17 protein-coding genes are annotated in these 19,398 nt (G+C 33.7%); 16 read left to right on the top strand and 1 reads right to left on the bottom strand.

From position 1 onward, the window contains the following. The first annotated feature begins 201 nt into the window (after nt 1-201). From LBD46_07865 to LBD46_07795, 15 genes are all read left to right on the top strand, one after another. A complete protein-coding gene (locus LBD46_07865; protein MDR2427073.1) occupies nt 202-483 on the top strand; it encodes a hypothetical protein in 282 nt (93 codons plus the stop codon). A gap of 159 nt (nt 484-642) precedes the next feature. After that, nucleotides 643-1,029: a hypothetical protein gene (locus LBD46_07860; protein MDR2427072.1), complete on the top strand. Its 387-nt coding sequence runs from the start codon at nt 643-645 to the stop codon at nt 1,027-1,029. Nucleotides 1,030-1,308: 279 nt separating this feature from the next. Continuing rightward, nucleotides 1,309-2,982 carry a hypothetical protein gene (locus LBD46_07855; GenBank protein MDR2427071.1) on the top strand — a complete coding sequence of 558 codons (1,674 nt, stop codon included), beginning with the start codon at nt 1,309-1,311 and terminating at the stop codon, nt 2,980-2,982. 1,000 nt (nt 2,983-3,982) lie between these two features. Continuing rightward, nucleotides 3,983-4,495, top strand: a complete 513-nt coding sequence (locus tag LBD46_07850) for a hypothetical protein (protein MDR2427070.1) — start codon at nt 3,983-3,985, stop codon at nt 4,493-4,495. 4 nt (nt 4,496-4,499) lie between these two features. After that, nucleotides 4,500-5,858 (top strand): phage terminase large subunit, encoded by a 1,359-nt coding sequence (locus tag LBD46_07845; GenBank protein MDR2427069.1) that lies wholly within the window; start codon nt 4,500-4,502, stop codon nt 5,856-5,858. Then, nucleotides 5,849-6,166 (top strand): hypothetical protein, encoded by a 318-nt coding sequence (locus tag LBD46_07840; GenBank protein ID MDR2427068.1) that lies wholly within the window; start codon nt 5,849-5,851, stop codon nt 6,164-6,166. Before LBD46_07845 ends, LBD46_07840 begins: the two co-directional genes overlap by 10 nt. Before the next feature lie 14 nt (nt 6,167-6,180). Continuing rightward, nucleotides 6,181-8,139: a hypothetical protein gene (locus LBD46_07835; protein ID MDR2427067.1), complete on the top strand. Its 1,959-nt coding sequence runs from the start codon at nt 6,181-6,183 to the stop codon at nt 8,137-8,139. 199 nt (nt 8,140-8,338) lie between these two features. Further along, nucleotides 8,339-9,613, top strand: coding sequence for a hypothetical protein (locus LBD46_07830; protein ID MDR2427066.1), 1,275 nt, complete (start codon nt 8,339-8,341; stop codon nt 9,611-9,613). 24 nt (nt 9,614-9,637) lie between these two features. Beyond that, the gene (locus LBD46_07825) at nt 9,638-10,594 is read left to right on the top strand and encodes a phage major capsid protein (GenBank protein ID MDR2427065.1); all 957 of its coding nucleotides are present in this window, start codon (nt 9,638-9,640) and stop codon (nt 10,592-10,594) included. Between the two features lie 389 nt (nt 10,595-10,983). Then, entirely contained in the window at nt 10,984-11,454 is a 471-nt protein-coding gene (locus LBD46_07820; GenBank protein MDR2427064.1) for a hypothetical protein, read from the top strand. A gap of 4 nt (nt 11,455-11,458) precedes the next feature. After that, on the top strand, nt 11,459-11,764 hold the full coding sequence (locus LBD46_07815; GenBank protein ID MDR2427063.1) for a hypothetical protein: 306 nt from the start codon (nt 11,459-11,461) through the stop codon (nt 11,762-11,764). 237 nt (nt 11,765-12,001) lie between these two features. Beyond that, complete coding sequence (locus LBD46_07810) at nt 12,002-12,733, top strand: hypothetical protein (protein ID MDR2427062.1); 732 nt, start codon at nt 12,002-12,004, stop codon at nt 12,731-12,733. A gap of 59 nt (nt 12,734-12,792) precedes the next feature. Further along, nucleotides 12,793-14,361 (top strand): hypothetical protein, encoded by a 1,569-nt coding sequence (locus LBD46_07805; protein MDR2427061.1) that lies wholly within the window; start codon nt 12,793-12,795, stop codon nt 14,359-14,361. 29 nt (nt 14,362-14,390) lie between these two features. Then, on the top strand, nt 14,391-15,674 hold the full coding sequence (locus tag LBD46_07800; GenBank protein MDR2427060.1) for a tail fiber domain-containing protein: 1,284 nt from the start codon (nt 14,391-14,393) through the stop codon (nt 15,672-15,674). Further along, nucleotides 15,667-16,485, top strand: coding sequence for a hypothetical protein (locus LBD46_07795; protein MDR2427059.1), 819 nt, complete (start codon nt 15,667-15,669; stop codon nt 16,483-16,485). Before LBD46_07800 ends, LBD46_07795 begins: the two co-directional genes overlap by 8 nt. Here LBD46_07795 and LBD46_07790 read toward each other — a convergent pair. Beyond that, a complete protein-coding gene (locus tag LBD46_07790) occupies nt 16,480-17,316 on the bottom strand; it encodes a hypothetical protein (protein MDR2427058.1) in 837 nt (278 codons plus the stop codon). The genes LBD46_07795 and LBD46_07790 overlap by 6 nt on opposite strands. A 45-nt stretch (nt 17,317-17,361) precedes the next feature. Here LBD46_07790 and LBD46_07785 point away from each other — a divergent pair. Beyond that, nucleotides 17,362-19,398 (top strand): hypothetical protein (locus tag LBD46_07785; GenBank protein MDR2427057.1); only part of this gene is annotated, 2,037 nt, incomplete at its 3' end.

Genomic DNA, 19,398 nt, shown 5'->3' with positions numbered 1-19,398 from the left:
TTGATATTTGTTCCTAAAAATTTTCAATCATATTATGGAATTCGTTTGTAATTTTTCTGAGTATAACAGCCTCGGATTTTTTTTGAGTTTGAACAGAATCAAAAGTGTCCGATAAGATGTATTATGGTGGGAATTTTTTTTTAGCTGTTTTATATCACCACACATACCACTATAATATATAAATTCATGGAGGTCTGGTTTATGAAAAATTTTTTTCGCAATTTGTACACTTCTCTTAACCTCAGTATTCTTCGTTCACCTATTAAGTATTTAATCACTTGGCTTATTTTTTCTTTAATTTTCTGGTTCTTTCTTTGGCAGCTCGGCACTATCGCTTCTGCTTTGACCGAACGCATCATTTTACACGATATTTTGCGTGCCAAACATTTTATTATGCATAACCATCATGGCGGTTATTCCCGTACTACAATTAATAATACTGATAATAATACCGATAATAATAATAGCACTCAGGCTTATTAGCCTTTGTGCTTTTACTGCGGCTTTTGTCAAGCGCACCAGACCTCGCTTGTTACAGAGGCCGCAGTATTTGACAGTGCTTGCGCACCGCAAAGGGCTTGCACCCTGCAAAGGGCTTGCGCACCGACAGATTAAAAACGGAAAGGTATAAAATATAGTAACATGTTTAATAATTTTAAAGTTATTATTAATAAATATACCTACGATATTGATGGTTTCTCTTTATCACGTCGTCTTTATTTTTTGCTTGATGGACGTATCGTTGGTTTTGATGACGTAAACGGCATTTTAAAAGGCAGCGGCTTAATGGAATATCAATATAATAAATTTATAACGCCTAAAGAAATTTTTGAAGGCGATATCTTAAAATTTTTTGATAAGTTTAATAATATTTTAACAGGTGAAGTCTTTTTTTCTGATAAACGTCTGCAATGGCTTATTTTATGCGATGAAAATATTCACGGATGGCACATTCATAATCTTTGCGATGCTGGTACTCCGACTATAGTTAAAAGAAAATTCGAGGAGTTCGATGATTTATATGTCTAGACCACCTAAAATTATTACTAAAAATATTAAGCTTGAAACTATTTTAGATAATAACGATTATAAAATATTTTTGTTTTGGCGACATAAAAATATAAACAACCTTATCAATTATAATAAGCCCGCTCAACTTTTAATATATATGATTTATGTTTTATGCCTTTCTAGACAGCAAATTCTTGATTATAATTTTATATCTATGCGCCAGTATTATAAATTAACTAAATATTTAAAAACTACTGATATATATAATATTAAAAGAGCGGTAAATTATAATTATTTATGAACCAAGAACAAAAAACAAAAACCAGCGACCAACAATATAATATTCCCAAAAATATTGACATCGATAAAAATGGGAATGTTATTTCCGATATAGAAAAAAAAAATAAACAAAAAGAAGAAGAAATTAAAAAACGTAAAGCACTGGTTCGTGAAATTTCTGAAAAAAAGAAGACCGCAGCTAAATTCGGAATACGATGCGCTAAACTAGGCCGCCCAAAATATACTACTAGATATGAATATATTTTGGGACTTTCAGAAGACGAAGAGTTTATTGACCAAAATATTTTATGGTTTGATAGTCGTTCCATCGGCTCAATGTTCAGCGAAATTTCATATAATTTGTATTGCGACGGGTATGAATATGCACAAAAGGAAATGTATGAAACAAATTTAACAGAAGTTCAAAAAAGGTTTAATGATTTTAAATTTTCTAAACATATCAATTTTATTGAAAGTTTTATTAAAGCCGTTCATATAATTCTTTATAATTCAGATAAATTATATATTAAAGATAGTGTTATAAAGCTCGTTTCATGGGTTCAATGGTTCCGCTATGGTCTCACACACAATTTTAATAAAGTTCATTCTCAACAAATTATAACCCCTAACGCTTTATTTTTCTTTTCAGGAATAGGCGGAACCGGTAAGGGCGAATTATTAAAAGCTTTAAAAAATGCATGCCTCGAACTTGGTATTGCCGCCGGAAATGTAACAACTTCAGGTTTGAGCGGTAAATTTATTACTTCTGATATCAAAAAATTACAGCTGGGCATAATAGGCGAGGCGCTTTGGCAGAGCCAGCGCGGACGCGATGTAAATATTGACGTCATCAATAATATAATAGATAAAATTGAAATTGATTTTGAAAGAAAAGGTAAACAGATGGAACGCCTTCAAACAAATTTAACTATAATAGGCGGCACTAATAATAGATATTTAAACCGACGCTTCAGTCTTATACCTTTTAATGAAATCGAAGTAAACGCAAATTTAAAACCACCTGAACCTGCCAAAATGAAACAAGCATGGATTGATTTAATAACTTTTTGCCCTGACCCAAAAGATACCTGGTATGATGTACAAACTATGAATCAGAAAAGCCCTCAGGCAGCAAGTGAAGATATTTTAAGTATTTTCGATTGTTTTTATAGAAGCGGCGAATTACATTTTGCTTCCTTATCTGTACGTGAAATTATAAAAAAAATAACAAATAAAGACAGAGAAAGCCTAAGAGATAGAAGATTTATTTTAAATGCTTTAAAACATCTTATTGAATTAAAAATTATAAAAAAAATATCTCCACCAAGTAATGAGGCACTAATCGTTTCAAAAGTCGAAATCATAGATAATGATAAATTTCAAGATATTGTCAGCCAATATAATCCAGACGAAGCACGAGAAATAAAAGAAGGCCGCACATCTAAAGAAAAGGTAATTTCAGATATTATTTTTGAACTCTATGTCCAACCTATAAAAGAAAAACTTTCAAATAAAATTTTAACCCTTGAAATCGATAATCAAAAGATTGAAAGTGAAATACAAACCAATGATAAACCTAATACTGAAAAAATTTTAAAACAATTAGATATTCAAACTGATATTGACATTTATAAAAGAATTTTAAACATTATTGAAAATATTTCAATTAAAAAAGATAAACCCCCAGGCTAACACATCTGGAACCGCTGCCTGTTGGGACTAATCAGCTTCCACCCGCTCCCAATAATTCTTAAGAGCTTTTTAATAACTGTCATTTCACTTGTTAATGCCATTTTGTGTGCTGTTTTATCCTTTTTCATGTTATCTGTTTTTTAAAAATCTATTATAATTCTGATTTTAGCTCAATAATAATAAACGGGGGCGGGTTTATTCCTTTCTTTTTTCCTTTTTTTATTAAAAATAACATGAAAATAAAAAATATATAACACGAAAAAATTCTTATTTATCAAGGGTTTTTTTTATTTTTGTTATTTTTTTATCTTTTTATAAAAATAAGAGAATAATAATAAAAAGAAAAAAAAAGCGGGAATATTAAAAGCTATGGTATTTACATAAAAACATAAAAAAATAACAAGCCCTAGCGGACGGCAGCCTTAGCAGGCAGCAGTCCTTGCGGACGGCAAGTTAAAACGGCAAGCCTTAGCAGTTGGAAGCCGCAATAATAAAGGGGCGCAAGCACTTTGCAGTGTGCAAGCACTGCAGTGTGCAAGCACTGCTGTCGTATCCAAAATGTAAAAAATTAAAAATGTTTTTTCGTCTATAACATTAAAAAAATTATGCAAAAAATCGCATTTTTAGCCCTTTTTTACCCTTATATATATAGGGCTTGCCTTTTTTTTAGCCCTTTTTTACCCTTGCATACGGCTTAAAAACGGAAAGTTAGAAACAACGCAAGGAGTATGCAAGGTTATATAAAGATTATTTTGGAAGCGTACACATTAGGGGTACGCAGTATTTATAAAAAGTAAACTCTTTTTTTAAATTCTCGTGACTTCAAAATAATCTTTGCAGTGTGCAAGCACTTTGCAGTGTGCAAGCACTTTGCAGTTGGAAGCCGCAATAATAAAGGGGCGCAAGCCCTAGCGGACGGCAGCCTTAGCAGACGGCAGGTTAGAACGGCTCTGCAGTAGGACGGCATTAAGATATAGGCAAAAGGTAAAGAGGTTTAAAGATGGATAAAGAAATAAAAGCAAAGGATTTCATTATTAATTCAGATTCAAAATTTAAAAACCCTTTGCAGCTAGAATTTGAACGGGAATTTTTATTGTCTATTCCTGTATATTTTAAGGATTCTAGAATAGAAAAGTTTTGTCATTTAGTCGCATTAGAAATGAAAAATGCTACTGAAGCTTTTATCACAGCTTATCCAGATAGTAAAGCCAATAATAAAACTATTTGGGAACGAGCATCTAGACTAGCTAACCGCCCAGAGGTTTTAAGGAGAATACATCAATTACGTGTACCTATAGCAGCTAAAAGCGCTTTATTGTTTGACGAGCTTTGTAGAGAGTTAAAAGAAGTTGCGACAGATACCAGAGAAAAGGTGCAAAATGCACGGATAAAAGCTATAGAACTTAGTTTTAAATTGTTAGGTATTAACTTTGATGATAATAGGTTTAATTTAAATATTGAAAGCCCAAACAATATTACATTGAATTTTGACAGCAAAGATAAGGATTTATAAATTAATGCTTCTTACACAAAAACAAAAAGAGTTACGTAATTTATGCGTAAGCGGTGCCCGTGAAATTTTAGCTGTCGGAGGTTCTAGGAGTGGAAAGACTACCTTATTTTTAAGAAATTTGATTATACGCTCATTGAAAGTTAAAGAAGCTAGGCATGCTATATTCAGACAGCAGTTTATTGATGTTAAACATTCTATTGGAATGCAGAGCCTGCCCTTTGTGTTAAACCTTTTCTTTAAAGGCGTTCCATATAAAATAAATAAAAGTGATTGGATTATCAAATTTATTAACAATGGGAGCGAAATTTGGCTGGTTGGACTTGATGATAAAATAAGAACTGATAAAGTGTTAGGGCTGGAGTTTAGCGGTGGCTTTTTTAATGAAGTCTCTGAGATATCATACAAAAGTTATTTAAAAGCTAATACGAGATTTTCGCAAAAGAATGATTTATGTAAAATAGCTTATTTGGATGAGAACCCAACAACTAAAGGTCATTGGAGTTATAAAAAGTTTATTCAGTTAAAAGACCCTCAGGATGATACACCGATAGACCCGTCAAGCGTGGCACATATATTTATTAATCCTGAGGATAATATACAAAATCTTCCTAAAGAGTATTTAAATATTCTCGACGGACTAAGTATAGACGAAAAAAATCGATTTAAATTTGGACTTTTTCAAAATATGGTAGCAGGTGCTGTTTATAAACATGAAATATCAGCGGCAGAAATTGAAGGCAGAATCGGAGATATTAAACCTGATACAGAACATCCAGTTTATGCAGTGTTCGATATCGGTATAAGCGACGCTACAGCAATTTGGATTGTACAATTTCTTAAAAATAAAATTCTATTCTTGGATTATTATGAAAATAATATGGAAGCCTTACCCCATTATTTGGCGTGGATTGAAAATCATGAATATAAAATTAAAAAAATGTTTCTGCCCCATGATGCAGAAAATAAAAATTGGTCAACAGGTAAAAGCAGCAGAGAAGTTGCACAGAGCTATGGAAATATAAAAGGCTTTGATGTCGAAGTTATAGCAGCTATGCCGCTTTGGGATTCAATTAATGCCGTTAGAATTCTTTTTCCTAAATTTTATTTTAATGAAAGTAAATGTAAAGAAGGTATTGAAGCAATAAGAAATTATAAAAAACAGTGGAATGATGTACTAGGAATATATAAACAAGAACCATTGCATGATTGGGCTTCTCATTGTGCAGACGCTTTAAGATATACAGCACTGGCTTATAATCTTCAAAATATAAGCCCTTTTGAAAAAGCTAAAGAACAAAAAAAAGGTATTACATTTAATGATATTTTGTCAAGTATGAAAAAAAGGAAACAGAATTGGATTTAAATTCGGTCGAATCGCTTAAAAATGAAATAGTGAAAAGGCTTAATGTTATCAGCGCTGAAATTCCTAATTATAAAGGTAACAATAATAAAGATTTGTTAAGTTTTTTAAATAGATATTACGGCGGGTTTTTAAAAGCTTTAAGAAATGTAGGCGCAATTAAAGGGTTTAATTATGGTATTGATACAAATAATATTTTAAATGTAAAGATAAAAATATTATTAAATGGAAAGGCTTTAACCATAAAAACTAGAAATAAATATATTATTTATGAAACGCTTATAGAAACGTTTATAAAGGGTAGTTATTAGGGAGATGTATATTTATGAATCAAAATGAACTTATAGAGCGCTTAGATAATGCTAAAAAACGCTGTAAAGATTGGATTAATAATGTAAACGAATATGAAAATATTTATTCGTGCGGTGCTTCAGAAGAGAAAAAAGCACAAAAAAATAAACGCTATAATATACTGTTTGCAAATACTCAAATATTGTTTGCCGCATTGTTTACATCTTTACCTCGTTTAATTATCCGACCGCGTACTTCTAAAGAAACTTTGACCAATTCTAAAATGAAATTATTTTATAGTACTGTTATAGACATAATTAAAAAGGCTGTAGAAATATGCATTAATACCGATAATATAAAAAAAGTCGTTGAATCTTTTAAACTTGATATTCTTTTAAGCGGTCAGGGCGTTTTATGGTGCGTTTTTAATGCTCAATATCAACAGCTTGGCAATGATACAAAAGTAACAAACGAACGTGTAAAAATTGAACATGTTTATTATAAAGACTTTTTGATTTCCTCCGGGAGAACATGGAACCAAGTTTGGTGGATAGCTCGACGCCATAAAATGACAGAAGAAGATATTTATAAGCAGTTTCCCAATGCTGAGTTAATAAAACCACAATTTAAAGCCTCTGAATCTCAAAAAGAGTTAATTGATGTTTGGGAAATGTGGGATAAAAGTAATAAAAAAGTCTATTTTGTATCTGATAAGTGTCGTAATATTTTAAAAGAAGAAACAGACCCCTATGGCATAGAGGGATTTTTTCCAACACCTGAACCGTTTAGATTTATATTAAATAACAGCAATTTGAAAGCTACTCCAGAATATGAGGTGTATAAGGAAGAAGCACACGATTTAAGCATATGTTCACAGAGAATAGCCAATTTAATTAAAAGCATAAAGTCCAGAGCCTTATATTCAGCTTCTAACCGTCAAATCGCAGATAAATTAAATAATGCAGGCGATAATGAATATATTGCAGTTGAAGTAAGTTCCCAGATTAATGAACTTGGAATTGATAAACTATTTACATACGACCCTATTGAAATGAAACAGAAAGTGGCCGAAGGACTGTATAATCAACAGCAGAATTTAATAAATAATATTTATGAGATAACCGGTATAAGCGATATTATGAGAAGCATAAGCGCCGTAAATGAAACAGCTGAAGCTATAAGTAAAAAAAGTAAGTTCGGAAATTTAAGATTACACAGCAGGCAAGAAAAAATAAATAATTATATTAAAGAAATATATAAAATTGTTTGTTCACTTATATGTGAACTATTCAGCATTGAAACTTTACAAAATATTACCGGTGTTAATCTGCCTTCTGATGAAGAAAAAATTCAGTTTGAAGAGCTTATGAAAGTAAGGCAGCAGACAATAAAACAGGGAATACAAAAAGGTATACCCGTAAATCTTCCACCGTTAAACCCAAAGACTATTAAATTTTATTCTCTGCCTTCTTGGTTAGAAATTAAAGCGTATATCGAAGATAATAAATTGCGTGATTATCTTTTTAGTGTCGAATCCGACAACGATATTTTTGAAGACGAAAATCGACGCTTTAAAATCCGCAGTACAATGATTGAATTTATATTTAGAATAATTCAAACAATGCTGCCTTTTATTTCACAAAATCCAGATTTTTCAGACAGTATTATAAGGCTGATCATTTTTGCTCTTTCCGGCACAGGTCTTCCTTTAGAACTACAGGGAGAAATTGAAAGCGGACTTGAAGCTTTAATTGAAAAAATTAAAAGCCCTAAACAGCCTCCTCCTCCTCCTCCCGAACAGGTACTTGCTCAGGCTGAAATGTTAAAAGCTCAGGCTGAAATGTTAAAAGCTCAGATAAAAACAAAAGAACTTGAACTCGAAACCATTAAAGACGGAAAAGAACTTGAACTCGAAAAACAGAAAATTATTAATGATGCAAAGTTTAAAACTCAAGATAATATTATAAAGGCTTATAAAGACAACAAGGTCTAGCGGCGGCTCTGCAGCCCTAGCGGGCGGCAAGTTAAAACGGCAAGCCTTAGCAGTTGGAAGCCGCAATAATAAAGGGGCGCAAGCCCTTTGCAGGGCGCAAGCCCTAGCAGGCGGCAGTCCTTGCGGACGGCAGGTTAGAACGGCTTGGCTGACAGTGCTTATGCGCACAAGCAGGAAAAAATATAACAGAGGCAAAAACATGAAAAACAATGGTACACAGCAACACAATGAAGTTCAGGCACAAAATTTATACGAGCATGCACCTACACAGCAACACAATGAAGTTCAGGCACAAAATTTGTACGAGCATGCACCAAAAGCTAAGAATATTACAGAGCAACACAACGAAGTTCAGGCACAAAATTTGTACGAGCATGCACCAAAAGCTAAGAATATTACAGACGCTTTAAAAATAGCTGATTTAAAGGTCAATGAGTTAGAACAAAGCAGAATAAATAAAAATATAGAACCGTCTAACTCTCAAAAAGCTGTAACAGAAGTTATTGAACCGTTAAAGTATTGGGCTGATGAAGAAAAAGCTTTTTTTAATACTCTTGATATCGACGGCAAAAAACGTATGATGGGTATGTTTAAAAATATTCAAAGCGTTTATGATAGAAAGACCCAAGAACTTAAAAAACTCGAAAAAGAATATAACAATATTAATGATTTGTTAAGTGAACACGATAAATATTTTGAAGAAAATAATATAAGTAAAGCACAATATATAAATAGTTTAGTTGAAGCTGACAGGCTTATAACGGCAGACCCAGTAGGGTTTATTTTTAATGTAATGGTTCAAAGAGGCATAAATTTTGACACGTTAGTAAATGGATTAAAACAGCAGGCGCAAAGAGCAACAGACCCAGTATATAATCGACTTGCTCCCCTTGAAATACAAAATAGGCAGTTAAAAGCCTTGCACGTTAAACGGGCTCAGCAAGATTTGGAAAATGAACTGGAAAAATTTGTAAATGCACAAGACGAAAAAGGTAATAAAAAATATCCTTATTTCCAAGAAGTTGAGCAGGATATGGCTCAACTGGCAACCCAAACAGGTATTACAGATTTAACAGATTTATATGAAAAAGCTATCTGGTTAAATCCTAAAGTACGTGAAAAAGTCCTCAGGGAAATTAACAACGGGTCTGGCGCCTTAGCAGGCGGCAATTTAGGACAGCAAGCCTTAGCAGGCGGCAATTTAGGACAGCAAGCCTTAGCAGACGGCAATTTAGGACAGCAAGCCTTAGCAGGCAGCAATTTAGGACAGCAAGCCTTAGCAGACGGCAATTTTATAACAACACCTCACCCGCAAGGTTTTACAGACAATAATTCACGACAGGCAATTACAGCGCAAAAGGCAAAAAAAGCAAGTTCTATAGGCGTAACAGATTCAATGGCAATAGGAACAGAAAGAAAGTATAAAAAAACGCTTGATGACATTATAAGAGAAGAAGCTCAAAGGCTTGAATAAAAAAAATTAAAAAGGAAATTAAAAATGAGAGATTTAATTGTTGCAACACTTAACGCATATTCAGATACTTTATTTGATAATGTGCTTGAACATAATGCATTACTTAACAGACTTAAAGCAGGTAGTAATACAACGCTTCTTGACGGAGGAGATGAAATAGAAGAAGACCTTATGTATGCTGAGAACTCAACGTTTAAATGGTATTCAGGTTTTGAACTCCTTGAAGTTACAGCTAACCCCGTATTGACTGCCGCTAAATTTGCGTGGAAACAGGCAAATGCAAATGTTGTAATTTCAGGAGAAGAAATTCGTAAAAATGCAGATTCTAAAACTAGGAAACATAATTTGTTAAAAGCTAGAATTTCTGTTTGCGAAAAAACTATGCAGAATAAAATCGGCGCTTCTTTATTTTCTGATGGTACGGGTTCGTCCGGTAAAGAGCTTACAGGGTTACAGGCTTTAATAAGTGATAACCCTTCAACCGGAGTTGTCGGCGGTATTGACCGGGCCGCTTATCCATTTTGGAGAAATCAAGTATATTCATTTAATGCAGAACAGGGTATATCCGTCGGGACACTTCCAACAGGACAGGAGTTCATTCAGGGGCTTGACGAACTCGTCTTAAGATGCACCAGAGGTACAGATACACCTCAAATGATTGTTATGGATAAAGTATATTTTTCAATATATAAAACTTATCTGCAATCAATAAAACGTATTACTGTAGATGTTAAAGGCGACGCCGGTTTTAAAACTCTGGAATATGAAGGAACTCCCGTGTTTTTTGATCCATATGTTCCCACCCAGCATGCTTATACACTTAATCTCGATTATTTGTTCTTTAAAGCTCATAAAGATGCAAATTTTAAACTGGACAGCGAAAGACTTCCATATAATCAAGACGCTGAAGTATATCCAATGCTGTTCATGGGTAATCTAACTATGGGAAATGCTAATTTACAGGGAGTTTTAAAGTCCTAGTGCTTGCACACCGCAAGCCTTAGTGGACAGCTGCCCGCTAGTAGGGCTGCAGCCTTAGCAGGCAGCAGTCCTTGCGGGCGGTAAGTTAAAACGGCTCTGCAGCCCTAGCGGGCAGCAGCCTTAGCAGGCGGCAGTCCTTGCGCACTCAAGTTAGAACGGCGTAATATTAGGAGGAGAATAAGCAAAATGGCTAAAATTTTTACCCAGACCCCATATTATCCAGCAATTGAATCAGGTAAAAACACATAGAAAATGTTTTAGGCTGTTTTATTGAGGAAGGAACACTTGATATATGGCAGTCAAAAAAATGTGCCAGTCCTTTGCAGTGTGCAAGCACTACTTGCGCACTCAAGTTAGAACAGCGTAATATTAGGAGGAGAATAAGCAAAATGGCTAAAATTTTTACCCAGACCCCATATTATCCAGCAATTGAATCAGGTAAACACATAGAAAATGTTTTAGGCTGTTTTATTGAGGAAGAAACACTTGATATATGGCAGTCAAAAAAAAGCGGCAAACAGATTTTTAAAAAGCGCATTTTATTAAATATCACCGTACAAACAGGCGCTGTTAAAGATATTGTAAGCCATGAGATTTTAGATAAAGATGAGAAAAGCGAAACATTAAAAAAAAGGTTTGCAGACGCTTGGCAATCGTTTATAAATAATCCAGGTAAAGTTGTTGTGGGCGCTAATGAAGCCGCCTCCCAAACTAAAAAGGAACTGGATGACACAAAAAATGCTTTAGATCAACTTACAAAAAATAATGAAAATCTTACAAAAAAGCTTGAAGAAATTACAAAAAATAATGAAAATCTTACAAAAAAGCTTGAAAAAATTACAAAAAATAAGGAGAATTAAAAAAATGAGCAATAAATCCATAAGCACAATAATTGGTGCAAACAATTTAGCAGCAACTGATACAATGCAATTTGAACTCGGTACCAAAGGTAGAACAACCGACGGTAAAATTGTGGAATATGTAAAAGCCGCCTCAAATATTACAGCAGTTCAATGGGTTGTTGTCAGCGCATCTTTTACAGCAACAGGACAGGCCGCACAAGCAGGATCAACAGGAAAGGCCATTTATCCTATTGCCGCAAATAATTACGGATTTATCGAGCTTACTGAAAATTTCGGCACACCATCCAGCACCAGCTCAAATGGCTAGCAGCCCTTGCGGGCAGCAGGTTAGAACGGCTCTGCAGTCCTTGCGGACGGCAGCCTTAGCAGGCAGCAGGTTAAAACGGCAAGCCCTAGCAGTTGGAAGCCGCAATAATAAAGGGGCGCAAGCCCTAGCAGGCAGCAGTCCTTGCGGACGGCAGCCTTAGCAGGCAGCAGTCCTTGCGGACGGCAGGTTAGAACGGCTCTGCTTAACAACGACAGGGGGAATTTATGAGGGGAATTTATGAATTGTTTAGAAATAATCCAGCAGGCTTGTTTGACTTTAGGATTTTCTGCACCACGTTCAATTAATAATACTCAGGATTATACAATCCTTCGGCTGTTAGGATTGCTTAACCGCTCTCTCGAACAAATATTAATGGACTATCAGTGGCAAAAGATGGTTAAATTTTGCCAATTTTCCGCTGATAAACAAACCGCATATAATTCAGTCTTAGACGGGTATAATCTAGAACTTATTGCGCCAGGCTTTAAATCTTTTATAACAGATTATATTTATAATGAAACACAACAAAAAACTATTAACAGCATAACATACGATAAGTATATAGCTTATAGAATTAACATGACATCATCATCTATATCTGAAAATTTTATTTTGCAAAATAATCATATTCTGTTTATGCCACATCCTTCTTTATATTCAAAAATAAGTTTTTTTTATAAAAGTAAAAGCGGCGTATATAATTTTGATGAAGAAAATAATTTGCTCATTAAAGAATATTTCACGCAAGACAGCGATAAAAGCGAAATTGAATCACATCTTTTGCTATTAGGTTTAATATTTAAATATAAAAATGAAATGGGCTTTGATTATGCTGAAAGTTTTAGAGAATATCAAAATTGTCTCGAAATAGAAAAGAGTATTGACAGCAATGCAAGAAGAATTAAAGAGGCTGCCAATACTTCAGGAAAAGTTATAGCAAATATTCCCGATAACAATATTGGTTACTAGTAACGGCAACGATAGATTGCGGGTCAAGCCGGCAATGACAGGGTTAAGGAATAAATATAATGCTTAGACAGCCTATAAAAAATAATGATAGACATCGAAAAAATATTACTGTAACCATACCATGTCCAACGGGCGGCCTTAATCTTAGAGATAATGTAGCTAATATGAACCCTAATGACGCCATTATTATGGATAATTTTATTCCATATGAAACTTATATTGAACAGCGACCCGGATATAGGGAAATTATTGAAACTTCCACTCTTGCCGAAAGTTTAATACCGTATGAAGTTGCTGATATTCATGAACTGCTGGTGGGAATGTCAGGAAAGTTATATATATTTAATCCAACTTCTCCAACTCCTCAATTAAAACTTATAAAAGAAAATTTAATTAATAATAAATGGCAAAGCACCCTTTATAAAGAACGTTTATTTATAGTAAACGGACAGGATCTTCCTCAGGTTTACGACGGGAATGAAATAGTTAATGCCCCTTTTTATCCTATATCCGACATTCCGCCTTTAAATTTGCAGTCTTTATTTTTAGTAACTATTTTTAAAAACCGTTTATTTTTTGCTCAAAAAGATTCTTTAAAACTTTGGTACACACAAGATGCAGGCAATATCTCCGGACCTTTAGTTTGTTTTGATTTAAGTCAAGTTGCCACCAAAGGCGGTAAAATTGCTGCCATTGCTAACTGGACACAGCAGGGCGGACAAGGTCAAAATAATTTATTTATTGTTGTAACTAATCAAGGTGAATGTTTTATTTACGACGGCACCGACCCCTCTGATATGGAAGCTTGGGCTCTAAGAGGTATTTATAATATTCCTAGTGTTATTGGAATAAATAATAATACACAACTGGCAGGTAATGTCATTTTAATTACTAAAGACGGTTATTTCCCGTTAAGCGCCGTTTTAAGTGTTGCTTTTGCCAGTAATGCTGTTGCTTTTAGTGATAAAATTAACGGCGAATTTAAAACTTTAAAAAATAGTTTCGACCTTGCTGATTGGCAAATATTATATTTAAATTCCAAAGATTTAATGATTATAAACGTTCCTTTAAATAATTATAAAAGCATTCAGCATGTTATGAATTGCCGCTCCGGCGCTTGGTGCAAGTTTACTGGAATTAATATTAAATCTATTGCTCCGCTGGGTTCCGATGTATATTTTTGCGGTTACGACCAAAATAAATTAGATGGCAGTTTAAAACCCGCAATATTTAGACTCTTCGACGGGTTAAGCGATAACGGTAAACCTATTATGAGTTATTGCCAGTCTGCTTACACTGATTTTGGATATCCACAGTTAAAACGCTGGGGAACATTAAAAATTATACAGTTCTCAGAATCAAAAATAAATTATCAAATAAATTTTAGTGTTGATTATTCTACTCCCATTTCCTCTTCTGATGTTTATAATAATGTCATTATTGAAACCCCCTGGGATCAAGCAGTCTGGGATATTAGCCATTGGGCACAAGAGGAAAATATATATCAAAGTATAACTATAATTAATGGTAAACCAGGGGTAAAAGGTTCTATTGGAATAAGATTAATAAAAAATAGTTCAACGTTTAAATGGCTTTCTAATATAATAACTTTTGAGACTGAGAAATAAAATAATATTTAATTAATGGAGAAAAAAAAATGGCTTATCAATTTGGAGGTTTGCAGGGTGCCGCAAGAGGTGCAGCGGCTGGAGGCAGCTTTGGCGGAGGCTGGGGCGCATTAGGCGGCGCCATTGCCGGATTTATAGGACTTCATGATTGGTTAAATGACGATGTTTTAGGACTAGGACCACAAGAATATGACGCATCAAAAGATGTAGCAAATCAAGCTAAAGCTATTGAAATGACCCAATACGCTTTAAATAGTCCTTATGGAACCGTCGATTGGACTGGCTCAATTAATGACGGCACACGTAAATTAAACATAACTTTGAGCCCAACTGAACAGGCTAAATATGATTCAGTTGTTAATTTACTAAAAGAATTAAACGCTGATTATGGAGATAAAGCGGCAAAAAGGGCTGAAGACGCTGTTTATGAAAGTTTCCAGCGTTATAATACTCCAGCCTTTGAAAAAAATTTAACAGATTTGCAGACTAAACTTGTAAATCAAGGTATTCCCGTTGGCAGCGAAGCTTATAAAAGAGCAATGCAGGATTTATATAATACTCAATACGATGCTAATTTAACAGCCGCAAATCAAGCTGTATTAACAGGAAATCAAACAAAAATTTCAGAACTGGGCGCACTTATCAATTTATATAATTCTATTAACCAAAGCATTAATAATCCTACATCAGATTATAATTTAACAAACAGCACTTCAGTAAACCCAACATATAGTTCTACACTTGCACAGCAGCAGGCTAATCAGCAATCACAAGCAGCCAGCATTGGCGCCCTTGCTAGTGCTATACCGTCCATAATTAGTGCCATTAAAGGCTCTAATAATAATTCTTCTTTTGCTAATTATAATCCTACATCAAAGCTGGATTATAATTATGGCAGCGGCTCCTATTTAAATAACTATCTCAATAATACTTCCAGCGTTAATCCATCTTATACATACAGCAGTGGACAATATAACCCTAATTTAAACACATTTTACAGCGATGTACGTATGAAGGAAAATATTGAGCCTATCGGAAAGCTCTATAATGGTCTAACAGTTTATAAGTTTAATTTCATAGGCGAAAATATTACAAAGATAGGATTAATAGCTCAGGAAGTAAAAGAATTAATGCCTTATGCCGTCAGCGAAGATTCTGAAGGGCTTTTACTTGTCAACTATGATTTAGCATTACAGATGCCGTCCGATAGAGAAGAAATAAATCAATATGATCCCCAGCGTCCCGACGGAAATGAACAAATAGTAGAGCAGGAAATTCCACAAGAGTACAAGCGGGGTGATTATAATGAATAAACTTTTGCAGGCACTGTTAATGAACATAAATACGGCAAATTCTAAAAATTCCGACAGTTTAGCCTCTCAGCAATATATTGAACCAGACGCTTATAATCAACAGCCGCAATATATTCCAGACGGATTTTATGAAGAAGAAACAGCGCCAGATTATACTACAGCCCTTGCTATGCTTGCGGCTGGAAGCCAAAGAAACAATAATGGTTTTTTGGGAAAATCAGCACCTATGAATACTGTATTGTTTGGACTATTAAACGGAATTAATTCAATGCAGCAGCGCAAAGCTCAAGAGCGCCAAATAAAAAAAATGACATTACTGAAGGCACTTGCAGACGCAAAAAAACGGCAGGTACTCCAAAGTCAAGACCCGTACGCAATAGCTGAATATGACAGCGAATTGGCTAGAGCCATTTTAAACGATAGAAGAGATAGAGAACTGCAGGATATTGACAGACAATGGCAGAGCGGGGAAAAAGTTAAGGCAAATAAATGGGATATAGAAAAACAGCAGAGGCTCTGGGAATATGAAAGGGAAAAAGATGCCCGATCCTTAAAAGCCGCTCTTTTAAAAATTCAAAAAGAAAAAGAAGCCGCAATTGAAGCTGAAAAACGGGCAAATTTATATGCAATGCGAAAAAGTTCACTAGACCAATTAGTAAAAGGATTAAACGGAGAATCAATCAGAAAAATTATTGAAGATCCAGATTATATAAATAAGTCAAGAGTCAGTCTTAAAATTCCTTTTTTAAAAACTAAGTTAAAACCTAAATTTCAAATTATGAAAGATGATAATAGACAAAAGCAATTATAAAATTTTTTTAACTTTATTATAAAATTGGTCGATTTTAGGTTTTAATTCTTTATACTTTTTCTCTTTTGCCGACAGTGCTTCAATTTCTGTATTATAGTTAAGCTCTACAAGTTCATTAACAAGATCTTCAGATTTAAGTTTAAGTTGTATAAATTCTGTAAGGCTATTTATAATTTGTTCAATTCCCGGGTCTTTTTTAGTTTTAAGCCGTATAAGTTCAGGGATAAGCATTAAAATTGCATAACTAATTTGTGTACCTTTATTTATAATTCGTTCTTTTTTATAAATTTTCTCATAAAAATGTTCTTTTAGTTCTTCATAGCTGTCTTCAATTTGTTTAAAATTCTTATCAATTTGATCGTGTATGGAATAGATTTTGTCATATATAGGTTGAAGGTCATATGATTTATTAAGTTCTACGAGCTGACGATTCAGATCTTTGTCAAATTCTTTGTGAAGTTGAACAAGTTTGATTTTAAGTTGTTCAATTTCCTCAGAACATTGTTTAATTATTTCATATTCTTTTTCTTCTTCATAGCTGGTAGGGAAAACAAAAAAGAATAGTAAAAGCAGCAAAAAAAATACTACGACTAATAAATTGATTATATAATGATCAGGCGTGCCACATATACCTATTAATCCTAATATAGTAATTGTACATATAATTAAACATATAATTAAACATCCTATTCTATTTTCATATATATAAATGAAAAGAGGTTTAAAAAAAGCTATAAAAAGAAGGCTTATAATATAAATAAGAAGGTCTAAGCAAATATAAATAAAATATATGCCGCCACAAAAAAGAATAATATCTAGAAGAGTTTCCATATATAAAATATATATAAAAAAAAAAAGTTTTTAAAGAGGTTTAAAATGAATGAAAAACTATATACAGTAAGATTAGATAATGATATATATGAAGTGGCTGGCCCCGCTGATCTTAATGAAAATCAAATCCTTAATATTATACAAAGTAATGACATTAAGCCGGTTAGAAAATTAGATGCTTTTCAAGGATTTTTAAATAATATGTCTGAAGGTTTAATGTATAATATGGCTGATATTGGAGCTGGGGCCACCGGCTCTGTTCGAGCTTTAAAAAATGCCTTGTTGTCTGCTAAGTTTAACCCAAAAGATATAAATCAAGACATGCATACTGCTTTTATTAATGATCGTAAAAAGTTTAATGATGTAAAAAATGACTTTACTTTAAACTATCCAAAAACAGCCCTCGGGGCTGAAATTTTAGGCAGTTTAATACCTTTATTACTATTTAAATTAAGCTCTACATCTAATCATTTGATATTCCCTGATACTATTAAACAGCATGTCAAAAGCGGGGCTGTTTTTGGCGGAGCAGATGCAGCGTTGAGGAACTGGACAGATAATGAAAATTTAATGACTTGGGATAGTGCAAAAGATTTTCTGAATGGTTTAGGTCTTGGCAGTGCTGGGGGTGCCCTAATGAGTGGATTTATGCCCACTGCATATGTTGGTTTTAAAAAGTTATTTGGAAAAAAAGATAAATTTAATAAGTTTATAAAACACGTCGGAAAAGAAAATATAGATAGGTCTATTAATGAAAAAAAAGCAATTTTAGATTTTGCAGATGAAAATATTATGGAAATGGCTGAATATTCAAGATTGCATAACACTAAAGCCAAACAAATATATAAAGATTATTCAAAAACACGTAAAACCCAACAAGTAGATAATATTAATGATTTAATTGATAAGAACTTTGGAAATAAAGGAAGTATAGAAGTATTAAATCAAATACAAGAAGACGCAAAAAAGGTTTATGAACCTATTTATAAAAAAGCTATGAATTATGGAAGAATACCTTATATTAAGCAAACCCCTTATACTCAATCTTTAATAAAAAAAATCAAAAAGGATCCGTTATTTGAAGACTGGGCAAGACTTCCAGACGATGATATCAGAATTTTGGATCTGGTAAAACAAAAAATTGATGATGATATAACAAAATATACTAATTATGGTGAAAAGTTAAATGTCAGCCAGTTAATGAAAGAAAAAGAACAATTATTAAATGCTGTTGATTCAGTGGTTCCAGAATATGCACAAGCCAGAAAAGCATTTGCAGATATGAAAGTGCTCGAAGAAGCACTTGAACGGGGAAGAAATTTTTATAAAATGAGCCGAGAAGAAATAAAAAATTTCGCACAAACCCTAGATCCAAATCAACAAAAGGCATTTTATACAGGTATAAGAGAAAAGCTTGTTAAAGACCTTGACGACGGCGCAAAAAGTAAAGGGGTAAACGTCTCACGACGCGTGTTTGATGACAGCGTTTTAAGAAAATTGGAAGGATTAAAAATAGATAATTTTGAAAACATTAAAAACAGAGCTATTGAAGAACGGCAAGCCATAGAAAATTTAAATAATCTATTAGGTAACAGCATGACAGCACAACGGCAAGCCCTAAAACCGAGCGCTTTTTTGAACCCAAAGAAACTTATGAATAAAACAATAGATAATACTTATCAAAAATTTTTAAGTTATGGTAAAGACACCACAGCAAAATATTTAACATCACCAAAGGATTTAGAACAACAAGTAATTGAAAGTATAAAAAACGCATCTGCGCTAAGTGCCGCTGTTAATAGTATTAATACATATGCAATCCGCCCGGCAGGTAATAAGGTATTTGCGGCAAGCGTTACGGATGACAGTTATAACTTACTACCAGCGACTTTAAAACAAAAAGTAATTGAAAGTATAAAAAACGCATCTGCGCTAAATGTCGCTGCAATCCGCCCGGCAGGTAATCTGACATCAACTCCTAACTCACGCCAAGCTCTGACATCAACTCCTAACTCACGCCAAGCTCTGACATCAACTCCTAACTCACGCCAAGCTCTGACATCAACTCCTAACTCACGCCAA

Source organism: Candidatus Endomicrobium procryptotermitis (assembly GCA_031279415.1).
GTDB lineage: Bacteria > Elusimicrobiota > Endomicrobiia > Endomicrobiales > Endomicrobiaceae > Endomicrobium_B > Endomicrobium_B procryptotermitis.
Note: the sequence above shows the minus strand (reverse complement) of the source record. Positions and strands in the feature narration are given on the sequence as shown.

What these genes read in the sequence shown, in the direction of transcription:
- LBD46_07860 (MDR2427072.1), top strand. Translation starts at nt 643, where the DNA reads ATGTTTAATAATTTTAAAGTTATTATTAATAAATATACCTACGATATT.
- LBD46_07830 (MDR2427066.1), top strand. Translation starts at nt 8,339, where the DNA reads ATGAAAAACAATGGTACACAGCAACACAATGAAGTTCAGGCACAAAAT.
- LBD46_07835 (MDR2427067.1), top strand. Translation starts at nt 6,181, where the DNA reads ATGAATCAAAATGAACTTATAGAGCGCTTAGATAATGCTAAAAAACGC.
- LBD46_07805 (MDR2427061.1), top strand. Translation starts at nt 12,793, where the DNA reads ATGCTTAGACAGCCTATAAAAAATAATGATAGACATCGAAAAAATATT.
- LBD46_07850 (MDR2427070.1), top strand. Translation starts at nt 3,983, where the DNA reads ATGGATAAAGAAATAAAAGCAAAGGATTTCATTATTAATTCAGATTCA.
- LBD46_07820 (MDR2427064.1), top strand. Translation starts at nt 10,984, where the DNA reads ATGGCTAAAATTTTTACCCAGACCCCATATTATCCAGCAATTGAATCA.
- LBD46_07800 (MDR2427060.1), top strand. Translation starts at nt 14,391, where the DNA reads ATGGCTTATCAATTTGGAGGTTTGCAGGGTGCCGCAAGAGGTGCAGCG.
- LBD46_07825 (MDR2427065.1), top strand. Translation starts at nt 9,638, where the DNA reads ATGAGAGATTTAATTGTTGCAACACTTAACGCATATTCAGATACTTTA.
- LBD46_07815 (MDR2427063.1), top strand. Translation starts at nt 11,459, where the DNA reads ATGAGCAATAAATCCATAAGCACAATAATTGGTGCAAACAATTTAGCA.
- LBD46_07795 (MDR2427059.1), top strand. Translation starts at nt 15,667, where the DNA reads ATGAATAAACTTTTGCAGGCACTGTTAATGAACATAAATACGGCAAAT.
- LBD46_07790 (MDR2427058.1), bottom strand. Translation starts at nt 17,316, where the DNA reads ATGGAAACTCTTCTAGATATTATTCTTTTTTGTGGCGGCATATATTTT.
- LBD46_07845 (MDR2427069.1), top strand. Translation starts at nt 4,500, where the DNA reads ATGCTTCTTACACAAAAACAAAAAGAGTTACGTAATTTATGCGTAAGC.
- LBD46_07855 (MDR2427071.1), top strand. Translation starts at nt 1,309, where the DNA reads ATGAACCAAGAACAAAAAACAAAAACCAGCGACCAACAATATAATATT.
- LBD46_07865 (MDR2427073.1), top strand. Translation starts at nt 202, where the DNA reads ATGAAAAATTTTTTTCGCAATTTGTACACTTCTCTTAACCTCAGTATT.
- LBD46_07810 (MDR2427062.1), top strand. Translation starts at nt 12,002, where the DNA reads ATGAATTGTTTAGAAATAATCCAGCAGGCTTGTTTGACTTTAGGATTT.